Annotated in this window: 25 protein-coding genes and 1 other annotated feature (1 of these 26 running past the window's edge); of the genes, 2 read left to right on the top strand and 23 right to left on the bottom strand. The window is 35.4% G+C overall.

Annotation, left to right across the window (positions count from 1 at the left end):
• Nucleotides 1–124 (bottom strand) — a binding site (T-box leader); it reaches 101 nt to the left of the window's first position.
• The 16 genes from ACYSNW_RS01775 to ACYSNW_RS01850 all read right to left on the bottom strand — a co-directional run bounded on the left by ACYSNW_RS01775 (nt 117) and on the right by ACYSNW_RS01850 (nt 15,029).
• Nucleotides 117–875 carry a DivIVA domain-containing protein gene (locus ACYSNW_RS01775; protein WP_461742635.1) on the bottom strand — a complete coding sequence of 253 codons (759 nt, stop codon included), beginning with the start codon at nt 873–875 and terminating at the stop codon, nt 117–119. It overlaps the preceding feature by 8 nt.
• Before the next feature lie 19 nt (nt 876–894).
• Nucleotides 895–1,677 (bottom strand): YlmH family RNA-binding protein, encoded by a 783-nt coding sequence (locus ACYSNW_RS01780; protein ID WP_461742637.1) that lies wholly within the window; start codon nt 1,675–1,677, stop codon nt 895–897.
• Nucleotides 1,678–1,699: 22 nt separating this feature from the next.
• Nucleotides 1,700–1,945 (bottom strand): YggT family protein, encoded by a 246-nt coding sequence (locus tag ACYSNW_RS01785; RefSeq protein WP_461742991.1) that lies wholly within the window; start codon nt 1,943–1,945, stop codon nt 1,700–1,702.
• Nucleotides 1,946–1,985: 40 nt separating this feature from the next.
• Nucleotides 1,986–2,585 (bottom strand): cell division protein SepF, encoded by a 600-nt coding sequence (locus tag ACYSNW_RS01790; RefSeq protein WP_461742638.1) that lies wholly within the window; start codon nt 2,583–2,585, stop codon nt 1,986–1,988.
• Nucleotides 2,586–2,598: 13 nt separating this feature from the next.
• Nucleotides 2,599–3,276 (bottom strand): YggS family pyridoxal phosphate-dependent enzyme, encoded by a 678-nt coding sequence (locus tag ACYSNW_RS01795; RefSeq protein WP_461742639.1) that lies wholly within the window; start codon nt 3,274–3,276, stop codon nt 2,599–2,601.
• 14 nt (nt 3,277–3,290) lie between these two features.
• Nucleotides 3,291–4,550 carry a cell division protein FtsZ gene (gene ftsZ, locus ACYSNW_RS01800; protein ID WP_461742640.1) on the bottom strand — a complete coding sequence of 420 codons (1,260 nt, stop codon included), beginning with the start codon at nt 4,548–4,550 and terminating at the stop codon, nt 3,291–3,293.
• A 26-nt stretch (nt 4,551–4,576) separates the two neighbouring features.
• Nucleotides 4,577–5,902: a cell division protein FtsA gene (gene ftsA, locus ACYSNW_RS01805; protein ID WP_461742642.1), complete on the bottom strand. Its 1,326-nt coding sequence runs from the start codon at nt 5,900–5,902 to the stop codon at nt 4,577–4,579.
• Nucleotides 5,903–6,051: 149 nt separating this feature from the next.
• Nucleotides 6,052–7,122, bottom strand: a complete 1,071-nt coding sequence (locus tag ACYSNW_RS01810; protein WP_461742643.1) for a cell division protein FtsQ/DivIB — start codon at nt 7,120–7,122, stop codon at nt 6,052–6,054.
• Between the two features lie 16 nt (nt 7,123–7,138).
• Nucleotides 7,139–8,233, bottom strand: coding sequence for an undecaprenyldiphospho-muramoylpentapeptide beta-N-acetylglucosaminyltransferase (gene murG, locus ACYSNW_RS01815; RefSeq protein WP_461742644.1), 1,095 nt, complete (start codon nt 8,231–8,233; stop codon nt 7,139–7,141).
• A gap of 10 nt (nt 8,234–8,243) precedes the next feature.
• Nucleotides 8,244–9,614: a UDP-N-acetylmuramoyl-L-alanine--D-glutamate ligase gene (gene murD / locus ACYSNW_RS01820; protein WP_461742646.1), complete on the bottom strand. Its 1,371-nt coding sequence runs from the start codon at nt 9,612–9,614 to the stop codon at nt 8,244–8,246.
• Between the two features lie 17 nt (nt 9,615–9,631).
• Nucleotides 9,632–10,597, bottom strand: a complete 966-nt coding sequence (mraY, locus tag ACYSNW_RS01825) for a phospho-N-acetylmuramoyl-pentapeptide-transferase (protein ID WP_461742647.1) — start codon at nt 10,595–10,597, stop codon at nt 9,632–9,634.
• Nucleotides 10,598–10,706: 109 nt separating this feature from the next.
• Nucleotides 10,707–12,581, bottom strand: coding sequence for a peptidoglycan D,D-transpeptidase FtsI family protein (locus ACYSNW_RS01830; protein ID WP_461742648.1), 1,875 nt, complete (start codon nt 12,579–12,581; stop codon nt 10,707–10,709).
• Nucleotides 12,581–12,991, bottom strand: a complete 411-nt coding sequence (gene ftsL / locus ACYSNW_RS01835; RefSeq protein ID WP_461742649.1) for a cell division protein FtsL — start codon at nt 12,989–12,991, stop codon at nt 12,581–12,583. Before ftsL ends, ACYSNW_RS01830 begins: the two co-directional genes overlap by 1 nt.
• A gap of 17 nt (nt 12,992–13,008) precedes the next feature.
• The gene (gene rsmH / locus ACYSNW_RS01840) at nt 13,009–13,977 is read right to left on the bottom strand and encodes a 16S rRNA (cytosine(1402)-N(4))-methyltransferase RsmH (RefSeq protein WP_461742650.1); all 969 of its coding nucleotides are present in this window, start codon (nt 13,975–13,977) and stop codon (nt 13,009–13,011) included.
• A gap of 2 nt (nt 13,978–13,979) precedes the next feature.
• A complete protein-coding gene (gene mraZ, locus ACYSNW_RS01845; RefSeq protein ID WP_461742651.1) occupies nt 13,980–14,411 on the bottom strand; it encodes a division/cell wall cluster transcriptional repressor MraZ in 432 nt (143 codons plus the stop codon).
• Nucleotides 14,412–14,657: 246 nt separating this feature from the next.
• A complete protein-coding gene (locus tag ACYSNW_RS01850; RefSeq protein WP_461742652.1) occupies nt 14,658–15,029 on the bottom strand; it encodes a DUF3397 domain-containing protein in 372 nt (123 codons plus the stop codon).
• 184 nt (nt 15,030–15,213) lie between these two features.
• Here ACYSNW_RS01850 and ACYSNW_RS01855 point away from each other — a divergent pair, with 184 nt between their 5' ends.
• Together ACYSNW_RS01855 and ACYSNW_RS01860 are read left to right on the top strand one after the other, a co-directional pair.
• Nucleotides 15,214–16,167 (top strand): magnesium transporter CorA family protein, encoded by a 954-nt coding sequence (locus ACYSNW_RS01855; RefSeq protein WP_461742653.1) that lies wholly within the window; start codon nt 15,214–15,216, stop codon nt 16,165–16,167.
• Between the two features lie 70 nt (nt 16,168–16,237).
• The gene (locus tag ACYSNW_RS01860) at nt 16,238–16,351 is read left to right on the top strand and encodes a DUF4044 domain-containing protein (protein WP_461742655.1); all 114 of its coding nucleotides are present in this window, start codon (nt 16,238–16,240) and stop codon (nt 16,349–16,351) included.
• A 263-nt stretch (nt 16,352–16,614) separates the two neighbouring features.
• On the opposite strand, the gene recN is transcribed toward ACYSNW_RS01860, so the two are convergent.
• From recN to ACYSNW_RS01895, 7 genes are all read right to left on the bottom strand, one after another.
• Nucleotides 16,615–18,300 (bottom strand): DNA repair protein RecN, encoded by a 1,686-nt coding sequence (recN, locus tag ACYSNW_RS01865; RefSeq protein WP_461742656.1) that lies wholly within the window; start codon nt 18,298–18,300, stop codon nt 16,615–16,617.
• Nucleotides 18,301–18,317: 17 nt separating this feature from the next.
• A complete protein-coding gene (locus ACYSNW_RS01870) occupies nt 18,318–18,767 on the bottom strand; it encodes an arginine repressor (protein ID WP_461742657.1) in 450 nt (149 codons plus the stop codon).
• Between the two features lie 212 nt (nt 18,768–18,979).
• Entirely contained in the window at nt 18,980–19,795 is an 816-nt protein-coding gene (locus ACYSNW_RS01875) for a TlyA family RNA methyltransferase (protein ID WP_461742658.1), read from the bottom strand.
• Between the two features lie 13 nt (nt 19,796–19,808).
• Nucleotides 19,809–20,699: a polyprenyl synthetase family protein gene (locus ACYSNW_RS01880; RefSeq protein WP_461742659.1), complete on the bottom strand. Its 891-nt coding sequence runs from the start codon at nt 20,697–20,699 to the stop codon at nt 19,809–19,811.
• Complete coding sequence (locus ACYSNW_RS01885) at nt 20,699–20,932, bottom strand: exodeoxyribonuclease VII small subunit (RefSeq protein ID WP_461742660.1); 234 nt, start codon at nt 20,930–20,932, stop codon at nt 20,699–20,701. The genes ACYSNW_RS01880 and ACYSNW_RS01885 overlap by 1 nt, the downstream gene beginning before the upstream one ends.
• Nucleotides 20,933–21,055: 123 nt before the next feature.
• Nucleotides 21,056–22,408 (bottom strand): exodeoxyribonuclease VII large subunit, encoded by a 1,353-nt coding sequence (gene xseA / locus ACYSNW_RS01890; protein WP_461742661.1) that lies wholly within the window; start codon nt 22,406–22,408, stop codon nt 21,056–21,058.
• A 10-nt stretch (nt 22,409–22,418) separates the two neighbouring features.
• The gene (locus tag ACYSNW_RS01895; RefSeq protein ID WP_461742662.1) at nt 22,419–23,264 is read right to left on the bottom strand and encodes a bifunctional methylenetetrahydrofolate dehydrogenase/methenyltetrahydrofolate cyclohydrolase; all 846 of its coding nucleotides are present in this window, start codon (nt 23,262–23,264) and stop codon (nt 22,419–22,421) included.
• Between the last annotated feature and the right edge of the window lie 81 nt (nt 23,265–23,345).

Raw genomic sequence — 23,345 nt, forward strand, 5'->3', positions numbered from 1 at the left:
TACGACCACAGGTTCAAGTTTGATTGTAAATAGAGGATCTTTCCAATAGCAGGGTCTATCAATCTTTCACTATCATTGACTCGCTTTAAGAATTTCTATTGGCTTTTCTAGTCTACTTATTTATCATCATTAAGTGTTTCTTTATTCAATAAATCAAGCATTGCTTTAGGATCAATAACACCGTCAGCGGTCATTACTTGTTCGGGGATTGGTTTTTCAGTAGCTACAGGCGTTTCTGTAACTACAGCTGAAGTTGTAGTAGTTACTGCTTCTACTGCTTCATCCGTATATTCTTTTTCCAAAACTTCTCTAATGATTGCATGAGAATCATTAACATAAGTTGAAAATGGTTTTAATAACTCATCCCAGTCTTCACTTTTCACTTGCTCTAATTGTGCTTCTAGCATTAAGCTTAAACGTTGGTGGAAAACACGTGTCTTCTTCTTCAAATCATCTGTCTCAACAGCTAACTGACGCGCACGCCCAGAAGCTTCCGTTAAAATTTCTGCTGCTTTTTCTTGGGCTGATGTAACTAATAGATTTGCTTTTTTCTCAGCAGATGATAATAAATCATTCGCTGTATTTTCAGCAGAAGTCACAATCACTTCAGATTCTCTATTAGCGCTTGTTTTCACTTTATCAGCAGTATCTTGTGCAACAATAATTGATTGGTTCAATGCGTCTTTTAATTCATTAAAATATTGCAGTTTTTCTTCCGCATGTTTTAATGATTTTTCAAGTTCTCTATTCTTTTGAAGGGAATCTTCATAGTCTTTTGTTACTTGATCTAAGAAATCATCCACATCATCTTGGTTGTACCCTCTCATTTTTGTAGAAAAATTCTTATTTTGAATATCTAATGGAGTTAATGCCATATCTCTTCACCTCTTTGGATTATTTTCTTAATACTCCCAATAACAAACGAAGCTTATCTTTTTTCGTCTTACCTTCTAGTTCTTGAATTTGAATTCGACCAAAACCTCTAATTGAGACAATATCTAGTAAGTCTACTAAAAAATCCGGCCTTGTATTTTCAGTCCAATTGACTTTGACTTTACCAGACTCTATTAACTGTTTTGATCTCTGTCTAGATATATTATATACATTTGACACCAAAATATCTAGCCGTAATGAACTAGTTGTTGTTCTTTCTTCAGACCAACCATCTTTAGGTGTTACAATTTCTGTATAACTACGTGCTTCTAACCTAACTGTTACTTTGCCGATTTTTTCTACTTGGTGTTGGACAAAACTAGCAACTTCTTTTCCTACAAAAAATTGCCACCGATTACCATCAGAAATAATATCACCAAAATACTCTCTTCTAATTCCAGTATTGACTAATGTTCCTAGTACTTTACCGTGAGATAAAGTAGCAAACTTAGCAGGATAAATAATTTCAAAAAGTTCAACTTCAAAATCATTCATCTCAGGTTGATAATAATTGGGATAAATTAAGCATCGTTTTCGTTCTGCTTGAGTATATCCGCCATAAAATTGAAATTCTAAATCGCTATTTTGACGAACCAATGTTTCTAAAATATAGGCTTGTCTAGGATCCAAAAAATCAGTTAAATATGGCGCATATTGACTTTCAACTTGTTCCAGCCAATCGCCAACAGAATCAATAAAAGGATGCTCATCTTTTCGAAAATGCTGGTATACATTTGCGTTCACAGATAATCACCCTTCCTTTATTTTAATAAAAAATCGACATCAAAATTATTCCTAATCCTCTAGACGCTAAGTTTAAAACAAGGATTCCAATCATCACATTCAAACCAACCATTCCGATTCTTAAATTCAATCGATCAAAGATACTTAGGTATGGTTCACAAATTTTTGAAAGTAACCGGCCAAGTGTTGACTCATACGCTCCTGGAAACCATGAAAGTAACGCATAGATAACTAATATAGCAGTGTAGATATCAACAGCCTTATATATAAAATTTAAAAAATCAATAATAGGAATTACCTCCTAGGAATTAAAAATCAAAAAGTTGTCTTTTGGCCAACGATTGTGCGGTAGCACTATCGATTTCCATATCAGATGGTGTACATAGAAATATTTCATCACCAACACGCTGAATGTCGCCATCCAGTGCATAAACAGTTCCTGTTAAGAAGTCAACAATTCTTCTTGCTTGATCTTCTTCAACAAGATGAAAATTAACAAGTACAGCTTCACAAGCAATAATATGTTTAGCAATGTTCATCGCTTCTGAATACACTCGCGGTTCAATAATTGTAATTTTATTAGATTTTCTAGATTGTTGCGTTTCTTGTGAACGTTTAGCATTTGAATTATTAGAGCTACGCATAGAGACAACTTTTTTTTCATTAAATGCTGTTTCTTGGTGTCTTTCTTGCTTATCTTGAGTCGTTTCCGTTGAACGGTAACGAGCAGACGGTTTTTCAGTTAGTGGTTCACTTATAGGTTGTACTTTTGGTTGTGGTTGACGAATCGGTTGTCTAACAGATTCTTGTCTCACAGGTTGTTCTTGATTTTCGTCATGCTCATCGTATTCATCGTCACTAGATAATCCAAAAAAATTCGACAACGCATTTTTACTAAAAATTGACATTGATTCCCCTCCTTTACGCACCTCTAAAAATTGCTGTACCGATTCGAACAAAAGTTGCACCGTTTTCTATAGCAATAGGAAAATCATGGCTCATTCCCATACTTAGTTCTGTACATGGTGCATGTACTAGATGCTCATTATTAATTGAATGTTGTAATTGTTGAAGTTGCGAAAACGTCTGATGGAGTTCTTTATCCGAAGCTCCTAAAGCTGCCATCGTCATCAAGCCAACTACTTTTATTTTATCCAAAGAGGAAATTTGCTGAATAAATGGTAATACTTCTTCTGGTTTCAAACCATGTTTACTTTCTTCCCCAGTAATATTCACCTCAACAAAACAAGAAATCACTTGATTCGCATGTTTTTGAATTTCTTCAGCTAATTTCAAACTCTCTAATGCATGAAAATAATCAATTTCATTAATAACTAATTTTACTTTCCTACGTTGTAAATTACCAATCAAATGCCATTTGATTGTTGAAAAGTCCTTTAAAGCTAATTTCTTTTCAAGTAATTTATCAACACGGTTTTCAGCTAAATTTTTTACGCCCAAGTTAACGATCTCTCGAGCTTTTTCACTATCTACAGATTTCGTTACAGCTATCATCGTAACTTCGTCAGCAGCACGATTTGATAAGTCACAAACTAGCTGAATTTCTTTTTGTATTTTATTTAGGTTATCAGCTAGCATTCTTTCGACCTCTCTTATCTTTTTCTACGGAAAAATGGTGGTGTATTCAATTCATCGTCATTTTGAGTTGGTTCTTCACGATGGAATGTTTCAAAATCTTTTTTCTCAACATTTTCAAAACTAGCATCTTCCACTTTTGGTCGAACATTTTGCTCGCGACGGATATCCCAATCACCGAATGCACTAGCATCTTCTTGTTGTTGGGCAGGCGCTTGCGTTGCTTTTGCTTGTTCCATATCCAAAACAGGTGCTTGTTGAACTGCTTGGATTTGTTGATTTTGTCTATTCGCCGCACGAGCGGGTCTTCTATCTTTTTTAGAAGGATCAATACCCGTCGCAATAACTGTTACACGAATTTCATCGCCTAAATCTTCATTAATAGATGTACCTAAAATAATATTAACATCACCACTTGCAGCTGCTGTAACAATATCTGAAGCATCTTGTGCTTCGAATAACGTCATATCTAAACCACCAGTGATATTCAACAATACTTGCTCTGCTCCATCGATTGATGTTTCTAATAATGGAGAAGAAATTGCTTTTTTAGTTGCTTCGATTACACGTTCTTCACCACTGGCAACACCTATACCCATCAATGCTGTACCTTGGTTTTCCATCACTGTTTTCACATCAGCAAAGTCCAAGTTTACGTAACCTGGTGCAGTGATTAAATCTGAAATTCCTTGTACTCCTTGACGTAATACATTATCCGCTTCACGGAAAGCTTCAAGCATCGGCGTCTTTTTATCGACAACTTCTAATAAACGATTATTTGAAATGATTAATAAGGTATCAACATTTTCTTTTAGTAAGGCAATACCTTCAGCAGCAAAACGGCCACGTTTTGGTCCTTCGAAACTAAATGGTCTAGTCACAACTCCGACTGTTAAAGCACCTAATTCTTTAGCGATTTTTGCTACAACTGGAGCAGCTCCTGTACCAGTTCCGCCACCCATACCAGCAGTAATGAAAATCATATCCGCTCCTTGTAATGAGTCAGCAAGCACTTGTTCACTTTCTTCTGCTGATTTTTGTCCAACTTCTGGTTGCGATCCAGCACCTAAACCTCTTGTATATTTAGGGCCTAATTGGATAACTGTTTCTGCTTTTGAGTTTTTAAGTGCTTGTACATCTGTGTTAGCCGCGATAAATTCAACGCCTTTTACATTTTCATCGATCATACGATTGACAGCATTTCCACCGCCACCACCAACACCGATAACTTTAATGACTGCACCATTATTAATGTTATTATCTAAAGAAAATTCCATAGTATCGTATCCTCCTATTTTACTTTTTAATCAAAGATGTTTGAGAAGAAATCTTTGATTTTGCCTGTTACTTTTTCACTAGATTCATGAATTTCAGTTTCTTCATATTCGTCTGTTGGTGCAGGTTCAGAGTAAGTCGTCTCATAACTTGTTTCTTGTACAACTGCAGTTTGAGTTGGTCTTACTTTTTCTCCTGGGATTGCGCCTTTTGCAATATGATAAATATCATTTAATTGAGAGGAATACTCTACAATACTAATAACATTTGTAAAGACTGGATTACGTAATCCCATGTGATTTGGTACGTATAATTTGACACTTACATCAAAAATTTCTTGCGCCAAATCAACAACACCTGGTAAACTTGCGCCGCCACCAGTCAAAATAACTCCACCAGGAAGTTCTAAAGCATCAATCTCATCCAAAATTTCTTTTGATTTTTTAAAGATTTGCTCGACTCTCGCTTCAATCACTTCTGATAAATAGCGTTCATCTACTTTAACTGGTTCTGATTTCCCAATCACATCAACAGGAAATTCTTCACTAACTGATGTTCTTTCTGGGAACGCATCACCATAGTTGATTTTCAATGCTTCTGCATTGTTGAATGATGTATTCAGAACAATAGAGATATCTTTTGTTACGAACTCTCCACCTTCTTGATCTACATGTGTATATTTTAATTGTTTATCATGCATGACAGAAGTCGTTGTTTGACCGCCACCCATGTCAATAACAATCGTTCCAAAATCTTTTTCACCATCAGATAAAACTGTTTCAGTCAAAGCAAGTGGCATTATTACTAGTTCATTACAAATCAAACCAGCTTTTTCTACACATTTTTTAGTATTATGGATAATGGTTTTAGGTCCAGTGAAAACTACACCAAACATTTCTAAACGAACGCCAATCATTCCACGAGGATCTTTAATTCCTTCAAATCCATCTACTGTGAATTCTTGGGGTAAAATCGCAACAATTTGACGTTCAGGAGGAGTTGAACGAACCAATGCCGCTGATGCAACATTTCGTACATCTTCATCAGTGATTTCTTTCGATTCACTACTTACAGCAATCATTCCTTGACAATTTTCAACTTCAAGTAAGTTTGCTGGCAACCCTACATTCACACTCTTTATCTGAATTCCTGCTTTTTCTTCTGCTTGTCTTACTGCTCTTTGAATTGCATTTACTGTTTTATCGATATCTACAATAATTCCTCGATTTAGTCCATCAGATTTTGCATTTCCAACGCCGATAATATTCATCTGTCCTTCGATAAATTCAGCGACTACTACTTTAACTGATGTCGTACCAATATCAAGGCCTACGTACATGCCTGTTTTTGCCATGACTGGGGTTCCTCCTCCTATTAATTCCAAGTAAATGAGTGAATGTTCTTCATCACTCATATGTAATTTTTATGAATACTCACTTCTTTCAATTTTACCACAAACATAAGCTCTATAGAAAGGAAATTCTACTAATTTTCTTACTTATTTTACAAATTTTCTTGACTTTCTTCAGAATTCTCTTCTACATCTTCATTCGTTTCTTTTTTTTCAAGCGGATAAGAGAAAATTCCAACTTCCATATCAATAACTCCAGGTTCTGTCATTTGACTTGCAACTTGTTGATAATAAGCCATTTTTTCACTTAATTGATCAATATTAACAATCACTTTATTCGCATCTTTCATATAAAGATTGATTAAATCTTTATTAGACTTCGATGGTTCATAGCGAATCTCAGAGATATTATTTTTAATATCATCTGGCAGTTTATTGTATGAAGTAATCAATTGTTTAATGATTGTTTCATCTGAAAAGTTTTGAAAAACTGGCATATCACTTTGTGGACTACTTTCTACTTCAGTTAAGATTTTGCCATTTTCTAAAATCGGATGATAAGTTCCTTCACTCGATTCCATTGCCACTACTTTATGCTCTTTAACATTGATTTTAAATGAATTCAATCCACTTAAACTAATGCTAGCACTTTTGACACGCGGCAAGCGACGAACAATATTTTTTTCATATATTTTGCGATCCCAAAATTGTTCCCAAAGACTGACGTTTTTTTCTAGTTTAGATTGAGCAATCACTTGATTTTCATCAACAGATTCAACACCAGAAACAGTGATATTCCCTAACTTACTAAGCGGGGAAATATAATAAAGAACAATTAAAATAGCCACAACAAACACCGATATAATCAACGTTAAGCGACGATGCAGTCGTTTGTTACGTTCTTTTTTAATATTTGGCAAACGATCTGCAAATGACTCATATGTCTGCTTGGTCTTTTCTTTACGTTCATTGATTTCTTTTTTTGACTCAATTTTTTCTTCATCTAGCTCATTTTCATTTGCTTCTTCTGATGTCTCTTTTTCTTCCGTCTCAGTTGTTTCATTTTCAATCAAAGATGGCTGCCATGATGGACTGTCCCCTTGACTTTTTAAATACTCTAAATTTTCTTTTTGCCAGGGGGTCAATGAAGAAGTATCAAGTGAATCGTCTTTTTGTTCTTGTTGCTCATCTGTTGACTCAGCATCATTTTTTTTCTTACTCATTTTTTTACACCCCTGATCATTTAGTAATTTCTTTCACTACATCATACAAACGGTCACTAGCATCAGGGATGCCTTCTTTTTTCGATGCACTTGCCATCTCAGCATGTTTTTCTTGATTAGACATAATTTTATCTATCATCTTAATCAAACTTGCACCTGTCAACTCTTGATCAGTAATCATCTCAACTGCGCCAATCTTCACTAAACTTTTCGCGTTTTTAGTCTGATGATCATTTGTTACATAGGGACTTGGAATCAAAATCGCTGGTAATCCTAACGCAGTAAATTCAGCAATTGAGGTTGCACCTGCACGGCCAACCATCAATTCCACATTCGCCATAACTTCTGCCATTTTATCAATATACGGCTGAATGCTTACATTTGTCAATTTATTTCCATAAAGATTAAACTTTTCTTGAAGTTCTTCATAATATCGTTGACCCGAAGCATAAAGAATTTGATACTCTTTATTTTCAAAATCAGGTAAAGCCTCTATAAATGCTTGATTGATTTTCAAAGCACCTCGACTACCACCAAAAATAACTACTGTGGGTTTTTCGGTGCTTAAACCATAATCAGCTAAAATAGACGATTTTTCAATTGCCGCGACTTCCTGCGCTCTTGGATTTCCTGTTAAAACGACTTTATTTTCAGGAAAGTAGCTTTTGGCATCTGGAAAACAAATGGCAATTTTCGTTGCATATCTACTCAAAAACTTATTTGTAACCCCTGGAACACTGTTCTGTTCATGAATAATTGTAGGGATTTTTAATTGCTTAGCCGCATAAACAACGGAACCAGATACGTAGCCTCCCGTTCCAATTACAACATCAGGCTGAAATTCTTTAATCAGCTTCTTAGCTCTCCCAATACTATTTAAAAATAGATACACGGTTTTCACATTTTGCGGACTTAGTGACCGACGAAATCCTTGAATTTTAATCGTTTCAAAAGGGATGTGATACTTCGGGACAATTTGACTTTCTAGCCCATTTTCTGTGCCAACATACATAAATTCAGTTTCTGGAGCTAACTCTTGTACTCTTTTTACAAAGGCTAGTGCCGGATAAATATGTCCGCCTGTTCCACCACCAGTTATCATTATCTTCATAATTTTCGTCTCACTTTTCTATTTCTTTTAACTGTTCTACAGCTTGTATAAATCGATTCCCACGTAGTTCAAAGTTAGCATATTGATCCCAACTTGCACAAGCTGGTGATAATAAAATGGTATCCTCACTCGCAGATAAGCGATACGCTTCTTTAACTGCCGTTTCAACATTTTCTGTTAATATAATCGTTTTTATCCCTGCAGTTTCAGCAGCTTCAGCAATTTTCTGTTTTGTTTCGCCAAACAAAACAATGGCTTTCACTCCTCTTAGAGAAGGAATCAGCTCATCAAAACGATTGCCTCGATCTAAGCCACCAGCTAATAAAATCAATGTTGACGAATCAAAACCACCCAACGCCATTTCAGTTGCTAAAATGTTCGTTGCTTTTGAATCATTATAAAAGGTACGACCGTTATATTTCCCTACATATTGAGTACGGTGAGGAACGCCAGAAAACTTCATTAACGTATGACGAATGGCTTCATTGGAAATTTGCCTCAACTTAGCTACAGCAATCGCCGCCAGTGCATTTTCTATATTGTGTGAACCAGGTACACCTAATTCAGTTTCTTCCATTATAAGTTCATTTTTAAAATATAATTTACCAGCTAACAAATAAGCACCTTCAACCACTTCAGTCGTTGAAAAAGGAACGATTGTTGCCTTAGATGTTTCAGCTAACGTTTGAAGCTCCGGTTGATTCCAATTAACTACTAAAAAGTCACTAGCGTTCATATTTTCTTGTATCCGCCATTTTGCAGCTACATAGTCAGCTCTTGTCCCATGATAATCTAAATGTGCTTCATATAAATTGGTAATCACAGCAATTTCCGGACAGAATGTCTCAATCCCCATCAATTGAAAGCTAGATAATTCCATGACTATTTCATCATCCGCTTGTGCTTTTTCAGCTACTTCGCTCGCAGGAAAACCAATATTTCCAGCTAACAGCGCCTTGCCTTTTTCTCGTTCGCCATTCAATAATAAAGAAATCATTGTGGTCGTTGTTGTCTTGCCGTTCGTTCCTGTAATTCCAATGATTGGACACTCAGCAATTTGATAGGCTAATTCAACTTCTGTTAAAATCGGTAAATTCAATTCTAATGCTTTTTTTATTAACGGATTAGAATAAGGAATTCCAGGGTTTTTAATAATTAGCGAAAAATCTTCATCTAATAATTCGATTGGATGACTACCGGTAATAACACGAATACCCAAGGTTAATAAATCTTGGGCTTCCGGGTTTTGTTCAAATTGTTTAAAATCGTTTACTGTAACAAATGCACCTAACTCATGCATCACTTTTGCTGCACTAACGCCGCTTTTGGCTAATCCTAAAATCAGCACTTTTTTATTTTGATAGTCCGTGATTTTTTTCATACTCTTTTCCCCTTACTCTAAAAAAGAATCCAAAGCGTGATGCCTGAACAAATCGCACCTGTCAACCAAAAAACAATATCAATCTTCCATTCTGACCAACCACACATTTCAAAGTGATGATGGATTGGCGACATCTTGAAAATTCGTTTACCAAATAATTTAAAAGACCCCACTTGGAGCATAACGCTAGCTGTTTCACAAACATAAACGAAACCAATCAATAATAACGTCCATTCTTGATGCAGAATAATTGAAATAGCTGCCAACAATCCACCTAATGCTAATGAACCAACATCGCCCATAAAGATTTTGGCTGGTTTTTTATTATAAGGGAAAAATCCTAGCAAGCCACCAATCACACTCAAGCAAATAATGACTACATCAAATTGTTGTTGCTTCCAAGCAATAATCGCATAGGTTGCAAATGAGATTGTTCCTAAACCAGCAACTAGCCCATCAATGCCATCAGTCAAGTTTACTGCATTTGAAAAACCTACTAACCAAAAAACAATAAAGACGCCATAAAAAGCCCCTAATGAAAGGGTCGTTACGCCAAATAAGTCTAGCGTGTCAGGTAATCCTTCAGAACGATACACAAAGTAAAAAACTAACCCACCAATAATTTGACCAATCAATTTTTGTAAAGAATTCAAGCCCATATTTCTTTTCTTGAAGACTTTGATAAAATCATCTAAAAATCCTAATAATCCGTACAAAATCAGAATAAAAAGAATAATTAGCAGAGATGGAGTAACTTCCTTTTGCCAAAAAGCAATCAGTATTGATGTAATAAAACTCGCAACTAGAAAAACAAGCCCCCCCATTGTCGGGGTTCCTGTTTTAACATTGTGCCATGTCGGTCCGTCTTCTCTAGTTGTTTGTCCTTGCTTTTTCATTTGAAAATAGCCAATAAACAGCGGCATTATCATCACTGTAATACCAAAGCTTAATGCTATGGGGATAAAAATTTGTGTCCACTCCATAAAATCTCTCCTAATTATCTTACTTACGTTTTTTTATTGATCAATAATTGTACTTCACTAAACTTAACGAAACATTGGATACATTAAAATTAGTTCAGCATTTATTTAGTTATTTATTTTCCTCGTTGTTTTGAGTATCCATTACAAATTTCATCAATGGATTAGCTATCTTTGCCAGCATTTGTTGGTTATAAGTTTGTGAATCAGGTTTTTGCGCTGTTAAATATAAGATATATTCGGGGTTCTCTGCAGGTACCATTTCTACAACTGAATAAGTATTTTCTGTTTTTCCAAGTAAATATGCGCCATTTTCAGTAATTTGAGCTGTTCCTGTTTTCGCAGCCACATGATACCCATCAACGGTGTAAACGTTATACGCAATTCCATAATTGGGATCTTCAACCGTATCAATCATATACGTGCGAACATCACTTGCTGCTTGCGCACTTACCACTTGGTCACCCACTTTTTCAGTTTGAGTCTCTTTAACCTCTCCAGTCTCATGATTTTCAATTTTTTTAATAAACTGAGGTTTAGTCATTGAGCCATCATTAGCAATCGCGGTGAATGCTTGCATCATTTGAAAATTTGTCACAGAGATTGCTTGACCAAATGAAGACATCGCTTGATCGACCCAGTTATCGCTTGGTAAACTTCCAGAAAGTTCTCCATCTAGACCAGAGTCTGTTGATTTTCCAAAACCAAATTTTTCTAGATAACCTTTCCAGACATCTCCAGTCATACTTTGCTCTAAATTGAGCATCCCGATATTACTGGACCAAGAAATTGCTTGGCGAAAAGTCAATGGACCTTTTTCACCATTATCATGGTCATTAACTGTTCGATCATCCAACTTATATCCTCCCACGGTGTTAAACGTCGCATTCGGATTAAACTTTCCTTCTTGGATGGCTGCTGCAGCGGTGAACAATTTGATTGTAGATCCTGGTTCAAATTGATCTTGAATCAGAATATTTCGCCACGATGCTCCTCCCTCATCTTCTTTTCCTAAACTATCTTTAGTTTCAGGATTAAAGGAAGGACGTTGACTCATCGCAAGAATTTCACCTGTTTTAGCTTTCATTAAAATTGCTGTCATATTTTGAGGTTTGTATTCTTCCATAACTGGATCCATTAATTCTTCTAAACGACTTTGGATTTTCAAGTCTAGTGTTGTATAAATATCTTCTCCATCGACTGCCTTCTTTTCAGATGCAATCGTACCTGGTAAAGGATTTCCATAAACGTCTTTTTGGTATTCAATTTTTCCGTCTGTTCCACTTAACACATCATTATAAGCTTGTTCTAATCCCATTTTTCCGACTAAACCTTTTGATTCGTCTTTTGAATCCGCTTGGTCAACATAACCAATGAAATGAGAAGCAAATATACCGTTAGGATAGATTCGAGCAGGATGGCCTTCAAAATAAATACCGGCTATTTTCTTTTCCTTTAATTCATCTTCAATTTTTTGCCGCTCATCTAAAGTAATCCCTTTTCCTTTATTCCCAAATTCCACTTGATATTGGATTGGTTTATTTTGATCATCCACACCATTTTTTAAATACTCTAGTGCTTCTTCTTTACTTAGCTTGGTATGTTTAGATAACACTTCGGCAATCGTATCAAAATCTTTAGGTTGTGCATAAAGCTTTTTCTTATTCTCACCTAGATAACTTTCAGATAAAATAGCATAAACAGAATAAGAAGTTGCATCTTCAGCAATCGTTTCTCCGTTGCGATCTAAAATAGCTCCTCGCTTGGCTTTGATCACGCTACTTCCTTGATACAACGCTTCTGTTTTCTCTGCTAAAGAAACACCTGATACCTTCCCGACAGCGACAATATACGTTAGGCGGAAGGCAAATAAAAAGAACAATCCAATACTCGTAGCAAATAAAATAATGCCTACTTTTTTACGATTGTTCATTGGATTTAAGTTCTTCTTTTTGACAAAATTCTTTATTTTATTTTTTATACTCATTATTTCACTTTCCTCAAGCTACCTTCATTTACTGAAAGTCCCTTATTTTTGGCAGCCGCTTTTACACGATCAGCTTTTGATAATTCACTTTTTTGTTGTTCCAATTTTAATGAAGCTTCTTCTTTTTCAGCAATCGTTGCTTGTGTTTCTGTAATCGAGTTTGTTACTTGAACAATAGACGTACGGACTTGAATCGTAAGAATAGCTATTCCAATAATCGCTACTATTAACAAAAAACCAATCGCTTTTTCTAAACGAGAAATATTCTTTAACCTTCTTTTAGGTGATTGGGGTAGATTATTATTTTTGTGAACTTTTCTTGGCTTGATTTCTGGCTGTACTTCTATGATAGGCTCATCTAAAACCGGCATATCGTATTGAAATTTTTCAGCTCTTTTTAATTCAGCCATGTTCTTGCCCCTTTTCTCTAATTGGATTTCATTTTTTCAGCGATTCTTAATTTTGCACTTCGTGAGCGATTATTTTCTGCCAGTTCTTCCTCACTAGGAAGAATTGGTTTTCGAGTAATAATCTTTACTTCTGGTTGGAATGCTTCTGGCACTACCGGTATGCCTGGCGGCAAATCTTGTGCAGTCCCATTGTTTTTAAATATATTTTTTACGATTCGATCTTCTAAAGAGTGAAAAGTAATCACACTTACTCGTCCATGTTTGTTTAAAATAGCGATTGCTTGTTCTAGTGATTCCTCAATAACACCTAATTCATCGTTCACGGCAATTCGAATCGCTTGGAAAATTCGTTTCGCTGGATGCCCCCCCTTACGTCTAGCAGGAGCAGGTATCGCAGACTTGATGATTTCTACAAGTTCATCGGTCGTTTGGATTGGTTGCTTTTCTCGTTCTCGCTCAATTGCTCTAGCAACTTGTTTCGAAAACTTCTCTTCTCCATAGCGGAAAAATATTTTCACTAATTCATGATAACTATAATTATTTACAACTTCATAAGCGGTCAATTCTGCTTCTTGATCCATCCGCATATCTAACGTTGCCTCTTTATGATAACTAAAACCACGTTCAGCTTCATCAAGTTGAGGGGATGAAACACCTAAATCATAGAGAATCCCATCCACATGATATACATTTAATTCTGCTAATTTTTCTTTAAGATAGCGAAAATTAGACTTAACAAATGTTACCATGCCTTTATCAACATATTTTTGCAAACGTATCGCCGCAAAATCTAAGGCTTTTTGATCCTGGTCAAAGGCATATAAGTGTCCTTCTTCATTCAATTGTGAAAGTAGGTACTCACTATGACCAGCGCCACCTAATGTGCAATCGACATAAATGCCGTCTTCTTTAACATTTAATCCATCAACCGTTTCTTTTAACAAAACAGTATAATGCTGAAAGCCCTCTGTCATAATTTTCCTCATTCCTAAAAACCAAAATCAATCATTGTTTCTGCAATTTCATCAAAATTCTCTTCTGCTTCATTTGAAAATTCTTGCCAACGCGCTTCATCCCAAATCTCAATCCGATTTGAAACACCGATGATTACACAAGCTTTTTCAATTTGAGCATGCGTTCTTAACGTCGAAGGGATATTAATCCGTCCTTGTTTGTCAATTTCACACTCAGTTGCCGCAGAATAAAAAAAGCGGACAAAAGTACGGGCATCTTTCTTAGCTAAAGGCATCTCTTTCAACTTTTCTTCCAAAAGTTCCCATTCGGACATTGGATAACCAAATAAACAGCCATCCATTCCTCTTGTCACTACAAACTTTTCGCCTAAAAGATCACGAAATTTAGCAGGTACAATAAGGCGACCTTTAGTGTCTATATTATGTTGAAATTCCCCCATAAACATAGCCAATTCTCCCTGATTTCCACTTTATAGAAATAGTCTACCACATCCTACCACTTTCTACCACCTAAATCAGGATAAACTTTCCCGTTTTAATGGTTATTTAAAATTTTTGTAATATATGTAGAGAACAACAAGGCTTCAACGACTTATTTTTTAACCATTATTACGAAAATCCATTTAAAAAAGGTCTTTTTAATGCAAGTTTAAAAACAAATGCAAAAAACGACCTTTCTTAATAAACAAAAACTAAACAATATAACTAAATATATTTAAAACTACTAAAAGTACATACAAAATCATACAAATTAAAAAAATCAAACGCCAAAACATTTTAAAATATCTTCCATAAATAATCTCACCGTAATAATACGCTTGAAAAACAGCAACACTAATCCCCAATAACAAAATAGATATGATCAAATATGGTAAAATAGATACATGGTACGAATCTTTCGATAATTCAGTAAGCCCAATAAACAAAAAAGGAACTGAAATATCTGTTGATTTGATCTTAAATCGTTCGGTTAAAGAGAATGTGGAAACTAAATAATTACAAGCAAATAAAACAATGACTGGAAATACATACCAAAAAAGCATAACGGCTGAAAAAGACACCATTTTTTAACAATTCCTTTCATCACACAATAGTCTAACTATACTTCATTTTCTTTACATAAATGTTTCATTTCATTTAAAGTTTGATGCCTAAATAATACTAATTGAAAAGCGGTCTATTCCTATAAACACTGACTTTTAATTATCATCAAGAATAACAAAATAATTTGATAAAAGAGGGATTTATTTGATAAATTATTTTAAAGAAAGTAATAATATATTTTTATCAGAACCGTCCAATAGTAAAGAGGTCGTTTGGATTTCTGTCAACGCACCCACAGCAGAAGAAATCAGCCAGTTGATTGATCAATATCAGTTACCTTCTGACTATATCACTGCAATTTTGGATGATAACGAAAATGCTCGTTTCGAAGGTTCCTATCAGCAGTCACCAGAAAAACCGATATTATTATTGCTTCAATATCCAAAAAAAGTCGAAAGCCCTAGTGGTTATCTACAATTTGATACTTTTCCATTTGCAGTTATTTTGACAATAGATAAAAAAATCATTACCATCTCTAAAGAAATACCGCCTTTTATTCAGCAAATGGATGACTGCACTCGTTCACCCGAAGAATTTAGTGTTCAAGAAGAACTGATTTTAAAATTATCATGGCATATTTCTCATGCCTACAATCACTATTTAAATCAACTCATCAAGAAAACGAATCAATTAGAAGGGGAACTACAAGTTTCTACTGAGAACAACCAATTATATCAAATCATGGATATCCAAAAGAGTTTGGTTTATTTCGAATCAGCTCTTACCGCTAATTTAGCAGTCTGGAATTTGCTTTATCCTGAAGCGACTGAAACTCAACCAACACACAAATCAAAGTTGCATGATATCTTAGTAGAAACGAAACAAGCCTTAGCAACTAGCAAAGTACAACTTCAACTAGTAGATAAAATCAGCGATACATTTTCAGCGATTGTTTCAAATAATTTAAACAATGTCATGAAAATTCTAACTTCCTTAACAATCGTTTTAACCATTCCAACGATTATCGGTGGATTATTCGGAATGAATGTCAAATTGCCTTTTTCTAATCGTGAAGATGCCTTTTGGTGGATCTTCATTATTACATTGGGTCTCTGTATTTTTGTTATCCGAAAACTAAAAAAACGTAATCTTTTATAAATTTCAGTTGCCGATTTAAAAAAAAGGTTGTAGAATGGAGACAATAAGTAAAAGAGGACGTGTAAAATCAATGAACAAAAAAAAGAGTAGTACTTTTTCTAAAGTGACTAAAACTGTTGTTTGGTTGATGTTGATCGCTATTATCGGATCTACGATATTAACTGCAGTTATGAGCATGCGCTAATCATAGCGATAATAGACTTTTTCTCTAATAAAAACGATTAATACTAATATAAAAAACGATTTACAGCTTTCTAGTCACACGATAGTGACTTCGGAAAAACTGTAAGTCGTTTTTACTTATTTTTTGAGGCTGAACACTTTTTTATCATCCTTGGTTATCAGTGAAAAAAAGCAACCTCTTCACAAATAACTCTCGTTTCTCATAAATTTGAACAGCAATTTCTGCGAAACGTTCTTTATTTTTTGAGGCTAAACACTTTTTTATCATCCTTGTTTTTTCGCCATATTTAATAATTCTTTCGCGTGTTCAACTGTTAGTTTAGTAATCTCGCTTCCGGCTAGCATTCTAGCTATTTCATTTACTCGTTCGTTCATATCAAGAATTCTAACTTTCGTTTCTGTGCGTTCACCTACGATTTCTTTTTCAATAAAATATTGTGAATCAGCAACAGCTGCAACTTGGGGTAAATGGGTAATGCAAAGAACTTGGGAATTCTCTGAAATTTGATAAATCTTATCTGCGATGGCTTGCGCTACGCGGCCACTGACACCTGTGTCTACTTCATCAAAAACAATACTTGTGATTCCTTGTGATTTAGAGAAAATAGTTTTAAGAGCTAGCATCACTCTTGATAATTCTCCCCCTGATGCTACTCTGACTAAGGGTTTCAATGGTTCTCCAGGATTAGTTGTAATATAAAATTCAACTTGATCTAAGCCGTCTTCCAGCAATTGCTCAGAAGGTAGCGGTAAAAATCGAACTTCAAATTCTGTTCGTTCCATGTAAAGTTCCTTTAGTTCTTTTAAGATATTTATTTCGAGCTTCTTAGCGATTTTCTTACGTACTTCACTTAGCTTGGTACCACTTCGCAAGGCTTGTGCTTTCTTTTCAGCTAATAATTCTTCTAATTGTCCCGTTCTACCTTCTAAAAAATCTGCTTCAGCTAATTCACTGGTGATTTCTTGATAATAATTTAAAATCGACTCTACAGATTCACCATATTTGCGTTTCATTTGTCGAATCAGCTCTAAACGATTTTCGACTTCATCAAGCCGATTTTCATCTAACTCTAGACCATCAATCAATCGAGTCAAATCCGCACTAGCTTCCTGTAAAAGATAATAACTATTTTGAACTGCTTCTGAAATTGCTTTATATTCTGAATCTAGGCGTTCAATCGAAGCCAGTTCATTCATTGCAAGCGCAACATTATCTAGACTACTTGCTCCTTCATCGTTGATTGCACCATAACTAATCGATAAAGCGCTGGCGATTTTTTGAAAATTACTTAATTTATCGCGCTCTTCACTTAATGATTCTTCCTCGCCAACAATTAATTGAGCTGCTTCAATTTCGTCTCGTTGAAATTGTAACATGTCCATTCGTTGTGCGAATTCTTTTTCATTTTTCTGACGATCACGTACTTTTCTTTCAATTGTACGATACTCAAAATAATGTTCTTGAAATTGTTCTTTTATTTTAAGCAAATCTTTTCCGCCAAAATCATCCAACATTTGAATATGTTTTTCACTTTGCATCAATTCCTGATGTTCATTTTGCCCATGGATATCAACTAAGTATTCACCAACTTTACGTAAATTAGCAATATTTACGATTCTACCATTCACTCGACAAACATTTTTACCGGACATCGAAATATCTCTTTGAATAACCAGCGACTCTTCATCCATCTCAACTCCTAATTCAGCCAACAAATTAACTAACTCTTGATTTTTAGGCATCGAAAATAGACCTTCTAACGTACATTTTGTTGCACCTTGACGAATATAATCACTTGAACCTCGTCCACCAGTCAACAAACCCATCGCATCAATAATGATTGATTTCCCAGCACCTGTTTCTCCTGTTAAAACCGTCATTCCCATTTGAAAATCTAATTGTAATGAAGAAATAATGGCAAAATTTTTGACAGAAAGTTCTTGAAGCATGTCAGCTCACCTCAGTTTTATAAATATTGAAAGAATTCCTTTTTTAAAAACTCAGCATCCGCTTCCGTTTTTGTAATCATCAAGACGCTATCATCTCCACTGATTGCTGCAAAAATATTTTCTTTATAATGTTTTTCGAGCAAATTAGCCGATGCAGCCCCACTACCTGGTATAGTACGCAAAAAAACATACTTTTCCATTTGATTGACAGAAATAAATGCATCTTTCATCAATCGTTCTAATTTAATCAAAGTATCTTCTTTGGTTTCTGCTGGCATACTATAACGATAGCCACCATCAACTGAGGGAACTTTGATTAGTTTCATTTCTTTAATATCGCGAGAAATTGTTGCTTGTGTTACATCAACCTCTTTTTCTCTTAAATAGGTAACAAAATCTTCTTGTTTTTGAATATTTTTTTCGACAAGTAAACGAGCAATTAAACGATGTCGGTCTTTTTTCCTCATAAATTCTCTCCTCATATGTTCAGTCACTTTTTATCATAGCTTATTTCTAAGACTTTTGAAAGCACAAAAAAAGATGCTTTGACAAAAAAAAACATGATTATTCATTCCTATTGTAGCAAATAAAAAGACAAACAAAGAAGCAAGACATTCATCTCACTTCCCATCTTATAGTTTTTATAATATTTTTAGTAAAAATAGTTCAACCTGATACATTAGTTTTTTAGCATTTGATGGGCTTTGCTCACTACTTCTTCGATTTCAGCGGATAAGTCAACGAGCGCATGATCATCAGAACTAACGAGATGAGCTAAAAACTCAATATTCCCTTCACCACCAGTAATCGGTGAATAATCTAGCCCTTTCACACGGTAGCCTTGTTTTTGTGCAAATGATAAGATTTCATCTAACACTATTCGATGAACTTCTGGCTCTCTAACGATTCCTTTTTTACCTACCAGTTCTTTCCCCGCTTCAAATTGCGGTTTAATTAGCGCTATTACATCTCCACCTTGTTGAAGGATTGCATGTAGCGGTGGTAAAATTAGTTTTAAAGAAATAAAAGATACATCAATTGTCGCAATTTCTGGCGTGCCTTCAGTAAAATCTTCTGGTGTGCTATAACGAAAATTGGTTCGTTCCATCACGACAACTCGCTCATCTTGCCTGATTTTCCAAGCAAGTTGATTGTAACCAACATCGAGTGCATAACTCAAACGAGCACCATTTTGTAAAGCAACATCCGTAAAACCACCAGTTGAGGAGCCAATATCTAGCATTGTTTTATTAGTTACATCGACCTCAAAAACGGCTAGCGCTTTTTCTAATTTCAATCCCCCTCTAGATACATATGGTAACTTTTGCCCTTTGATATGTAACGGTGTTTCAATCAAAATTTTCTCACCTGGTTTATCTAAGCGTTCTTCTTTGTCATTATAAACTAAACCAGCCATTACGCCTCGTTTTGCTTTTTCTCGCGTTTCAAATAGTCCTTGATTAAACGCCAAAACATCAATGCGTTCTTTTTTCATATCGTTCCTCTTCCTAACCTAATCGCAATTGTTCTGTGATTTCTTGTAATAATCCTAATTGAAATTCATTACTCATCTTTTTTATTTCGTTTAAGACAGCCAGCCCTAAATCCAATTGTTCTTTTAGCGCTTCTTTCGCTCCATCTATTCCTAACAAACTTGGATACGTACTTTTATTCAGTTCTTCATCACGACCGATTTTTTTTCCTAGTTCTGCTTCCGTACTCGTCGCATCCAATAAATCATCACGAATCTGAAACGCAAGGCCTAAATGTTTAGCAAAAACTGCCAACAACTCCACAATTGTTTCCGTTTGTTTCGCTAAAATACCGCCAGCTACTAAAGCAAATTCAATCAGCGCACCTGTTTTCTTTTCATGAACTTCAACCAATTCTTCCAAAGAAAGACATGTCTTCTCTCCTTGTAAATCACCAGCCTGTCCTGCGACCATCCCTTGTGTACCAGAAGCTTTACTTAACAATTGTAAGAGTAAAACTTTTTCATTTGCCTCAATTGAACTAAGTGCTAGGAGTTGAAAAGCAGCTGTCAATAAACCGTCGCCAGCAAGGATTGCATGAGCTTCCCCGTAAACTTTATGATTAGTTGGTTTCCCTCGTCTTAGATCATCATCATCCATAGCTGGTAAATCATCATGGATTAACGAGTAAGTATGAACCATCTCTAAAGCAGCCCCTACTTGATAATCGGGAGTGGCAATTTTTTTATTGAACGAAGATAAAACAGCTAAAATTAAAATCGGACGAAATCTTTTCCCACCAGCATCAATTGAATAGAGCATCGCTTCTTTCAATTGTTGATTCGTCGTATGCTGATTAATAAAATGAATCATTTCTTGTTCCACAAAAGGTAACTGTAACTGACGAAAAGATTGAAAGTTTTCCATCAATTTGTCTCCTCTTCCTCAAAAGGAATTTCCTCATTATTTTCAGTCATAATCTTTGTTAATGTTTTCTCCGCTTTTTCCAAAGTATCTTGACACTGTTTACTTAATGCCATTCCTTCTTGAAATGCGGCCAACGCTTCTTCTAAAGGAACATCTCCGCGCTCTAAGCGTTGCACAATTTCTTCTAGTTCGACTAACGATTCTTCAAACGTTTTTTCTTTTGTTTTTGCCATTTTTCCGCCTCCTCTAACACGAACTACGATTGTTTTAATTTATTTGAGCTTCACTGAATGATTTGTGGTAAGCCCTTAGCAGAACATTAATAATCTATGTTTTAGACCACTAAATTTTTCACACTATTTTTGCATTTCTATTTCAGCAATAACTACTTTGTCAGCAGTAACATCTATTTGACCATCCGCATAATGAATCGTCAATGTATCACCAACTTGCACATCATTCACTGACTTGACAACTTCATCCGTTTTCGTTGTATAACTATACCCACGCCCCATAATTTTCAAAGGACTTAACAAATCTAACTGTTGAACCGCTGAAGTAAAGCTTTTGTTTTTATCTTTCATATACTGTTCCATACGATCTTGTAATAATTTACTAGCATAAGTCAATTGTTGCTGACTTTCTCGTAATTTTCCTTGTGGCGATTGTTGATAAAATTGAGTGATAATTTGTTGTGCAATTCGTTGCTTTTGATGATAAACAGTTTCCATTGTTTGCATCAACCGTTGCGTTGCTCGATCTAATTTAATACTTTGCCCTTCATACAAGCGAACTGGCTGAGTAAATACATAGGAATTTTTTACCCGTTTAAATCGTTCATTTTTTTGCTGCAATTGATATAAGTAACTTTGTTCTAAACGACTTTGTCGCTCTTTGATTCTTAAAAGTTCCTCATTTAAAACAGGAACTGCTAATTCTGCCGCCGCTGTTGGCGTAGCCGCTCGCACATCTGCCACCATATCTGCAATCGTGACATCTGTTTCATGTCCGACAGAAGAAATAATAGGCGTTTTTGCCTGATAGATTGCACGGGCTACTCGCTCTTCATTAAATGGCCACAAATCTTCGATTGATCCACCACCGCGACCAATAATCATCGTATCAAAATTTGCTAAAGCTTCAACTCGTTGAATGTTTTTAACAATATCATCTGCCGCTTGATCTCCTTGAACAACTGTTGGAAATAAGACTAACTGAGCAATCGGGTACCGTCTCTTTACCGTTGTAATAATATCACGAATAACTGCTCCACTAGGACTTGTGATTACTGCAATTCGTTTAGGATATCGTGGGAGTAATTTTTTAGGACCTTCAAAAAGACCTTCTTTGCCTAATTTTTCTCGTAATTCGGCTAATGCCTGATATAATGCTCCGACACCATCAGGTTCCATATGTTCAACATAAATTTGATAAGAACCGCCAGCTTCATATAACGAAATGCGCCCTACTAAAAGAACTTTCATCCCTTCTTTGGGTTGAAATTTTAATTTTTGAAAAGCGGATTTAAACATGATTGCCGAAATTTTTGCACCATCATCTTTCAAACTAAAGTACTGATGAGCGTTTGCTCTTAAACGAAAATTAGAGATTTCTCCCGTCAAATAAACACGTTCTAAGTAAGGATCTGCATCAAATTTTCTTTTTAAATATTTTGTTAGGGCAGTGACAGTTAAATACTGCTTTTCCATCTTATTCACCTTACTTTGATTTTTTAGCTGCTTGAACCGTTTGATACATTAACATTGTGATTGTCATCGGACCAACACCTTTAGGAACTGGCGTGATATAGCTGGCAATTTCAGCAACTTCATCAAATTTCACATCGCCAATTAATTTTCCGTTTTCATCACGATTCATGCCTACATCAATCACCACGGCTCCTGGTTTCACAAATTCTTTGGTAACAAAATGACCGCGACCAATCGCCACCACAAGAATATCAGCTTCTCTTGCTAACTCAGGTAAATTTTTCGTTCTAGAGTGGGCAATCGTAACTGTCGCATTTTCCATCATCATCAAATGTGCCATCGGTTTGCCCACAATATTACTACGACCAATCACAACAGCATTTTTACCTTCTAATGAAATATCATACGCTTCAAACATTTTCATCACGCCATAAGGGGTACATGGAATCATCGTTGGGTTTCCGACAAATAAATGCCCCAAATTCATTGGATGAAACCCATCCACGTCTTTATTTGGATCAATAGCCGTTAACACTTTATCTTCATCAATATGTTTCGGTAATGGTAATTGAACTAAAATTCCATGGAATGCCGGATCTTGATTGTATTTTTCAATAATAGCTAATAATTCTGCTTCAGTAATCGTTTCTGGAAGACGATCGACCACAGAATGAATGCCTATTTTTTCAGCCGCCAAATCTTTATTTTTGACATATGTTTGACTCGCTGGATTTTCCCCTACCAACAAAACAACAAGTCCAGGGCGAATACCTGATTTTGTTAACTCTTCTACTTCATTTTTTATTTCTAGCTGCATTTTATCAGCTAATTCACGACCATTGATTAATGTACTCATACACACACTCCTACTCCTTTAAATTGAGATCATTTCTGTTAGTTCATCGTTTTTTGCTAGTTTTATTCTATCATAATTTTT

It is taken from the genome of Enterococcus sp. LJL99, assembly GCF_054871725.1.

What these genes read in the sequence shown, in the direction of transcription:
- recN (WP_461742656.1), bottom strand. Translation starts at nt 18,300, where the DNA reads ATGCTTCAAGAACTTTCTGTCAAAAATTTTGCCATTATTTCTTCATTA.
- mraY (WP_461742647.1), bottom strand. Translation starts at nt 10,597, where the DNA reads ATGGAGTGGACACAAATTTTTATCCCCATAGCATTAAGCTTTGGTATT.
- ACYSNW_RS01795 (WP_461742639.1), bottom strand. Translation starts at nt 3,276, where the DNA reads ATGCTAGCTGATAACCTAAATAAAATACAAAAAGAAATTCAGCTAGTT.
- ACYSNW_RS01880 (WP_461742659.1), bottom strand. Translation starts at nt 20,699, where the DNA reads ATGGAAAACTTTCAATCTTTTCGTCAGTTACAGTTACCTTTTGTGGAA.
- ACYSNW_RS01860 (WP_461742655.1), top strand. Translation starts at nt 16,238, where the DNA reads ATGAACAAAAAAAAGAGTAGTACTTTTTCTAAAGTGACTAAAACTGTT.
- ACYSNW_RS01870 (WP_461742657.1), bottom strand. Translation starts at nt 18,767, where the DNA reads ATGAGGAAAAAAGACCGACATCGTTTAATTGCTCGTTTACTTGTCGAA.
- ftsL (WP_461742649.1), bottom strand. Translation starts at nt 12,991, where the DNA reads ATGGCTGAATTAAAAAGAGCTGAAAAATTTCAATACGATATGCCGGTT.
- ACYSNW_RS01885 (WP_461742660.1), bottom strand. Translation starts at nt 20,932, where the DNA reads ATGGCAAAAACAAAAGAAAAAACGTTTGAAGAATCGTTAGTCGAACTA.
- ACYSNW_RS01875 (WP_461742658.1), bottom strand. Translation starts at nt 19,795, where the DNA reads ATGAAAAAAGAACGCATTGATGTTTTGGCGTTTAATCAAGGACTATTT.
- ACYSNW_RS01830 (WP_461742648.1), bottom strand. Translation starts at nt 12,581, where the DNA reads ATGAGTATAAAAAATAAAATAAAGAATTTTGTCAAAAAGAAGAACTTA.
- xseA (WP_461742661.1), bottom strand. Translation starts at nt 22,408, where the DNA reads ATGGAAAAGCAGTATTTAACTGTCACTGCCCTAACAAAATATTTAAAA.
- ACYSNW_RS01895 (WP_461742662.1), bottom strand. Translation starts at nt 23,264, where the DNA reads ATGAGTACATTAATCAATGGTCGTGAATTAGCTGATAAAATGCAGCTA.
- rsmH (WP_461742650.1), bottom strand. Translation starts at nt 13,977, where the DNA reads ATGAGGAAAATTATGACAGAGGGCTTTCAGCATTATACTGTTTTGTTA.
- ACYSNW_RS01810 (WP_461742643.1), bottom strand. Translation starts at nt 7,122, where the DNA reads ATGAGTAAGAAAAAAAATGATGCTGAGTCAACAGATGAGCAACAAGAA.
- ACYSNW_RS01775 (WP_461742635.1), bottom strand. Translation starts at nt 875, where the DNA reads ATGGCATTAACTCCATTAGATATTCAAAATAAGAATTTTTCTACAAAA.
- murD (WP_461742646.1), bottom strand. Translation starts at nt 9,614, where the DNA reads ATGAAAAAAATCACGGACTATCAAAATAAAAAAGTGCTGATTTTAGGA.
- ftsZ (WP_461742640.1), bottom strand. Translation starts at nt 4,550, where the DNA reads ATGGAATTTTCTTTAGATAATAACATTAATAATGGTGCAGTCATTAAA.
- ftsA (WP_461742642.1), bottom strand. Translation starts at nt 5,902, where the DNA reads ATGGCAAAAACAGGCATGTACGTAGGCCTTGATATTGGTACGACATCA.
- mraZ (WP_461742651.1), bottom strand. Translation starts at nt 14,411, where the DNA reads ATGTTTATGGGGGAATTTCAACATAATATAGACACTAAAGGTCGCCTT.
- ACYSNW_RS01790 (WP_461742638.1), bottom strand. Translation starts at nt 2,585, where the DNA reads ATGTCAATTTTTAGTAAAAATGCGTTGTCGAATTTTTTTGGATTATCT.
- murG (WP_461742644.1), bottom strand. Translation starts at nt 8,233, where the DNA reads ATGAAGATAATGATAACTGGTGGTGGAACAGGCGGACATATTTATCCG.
- ACYSNW_RS01850 (WP_461742652.1), bottom strand. Translation starts at nt 15,029, where the DNA reads ATGGTGTCTTTTTCAGCCGTTATGCTTTTTTGGTATGTATTTCCAGTC.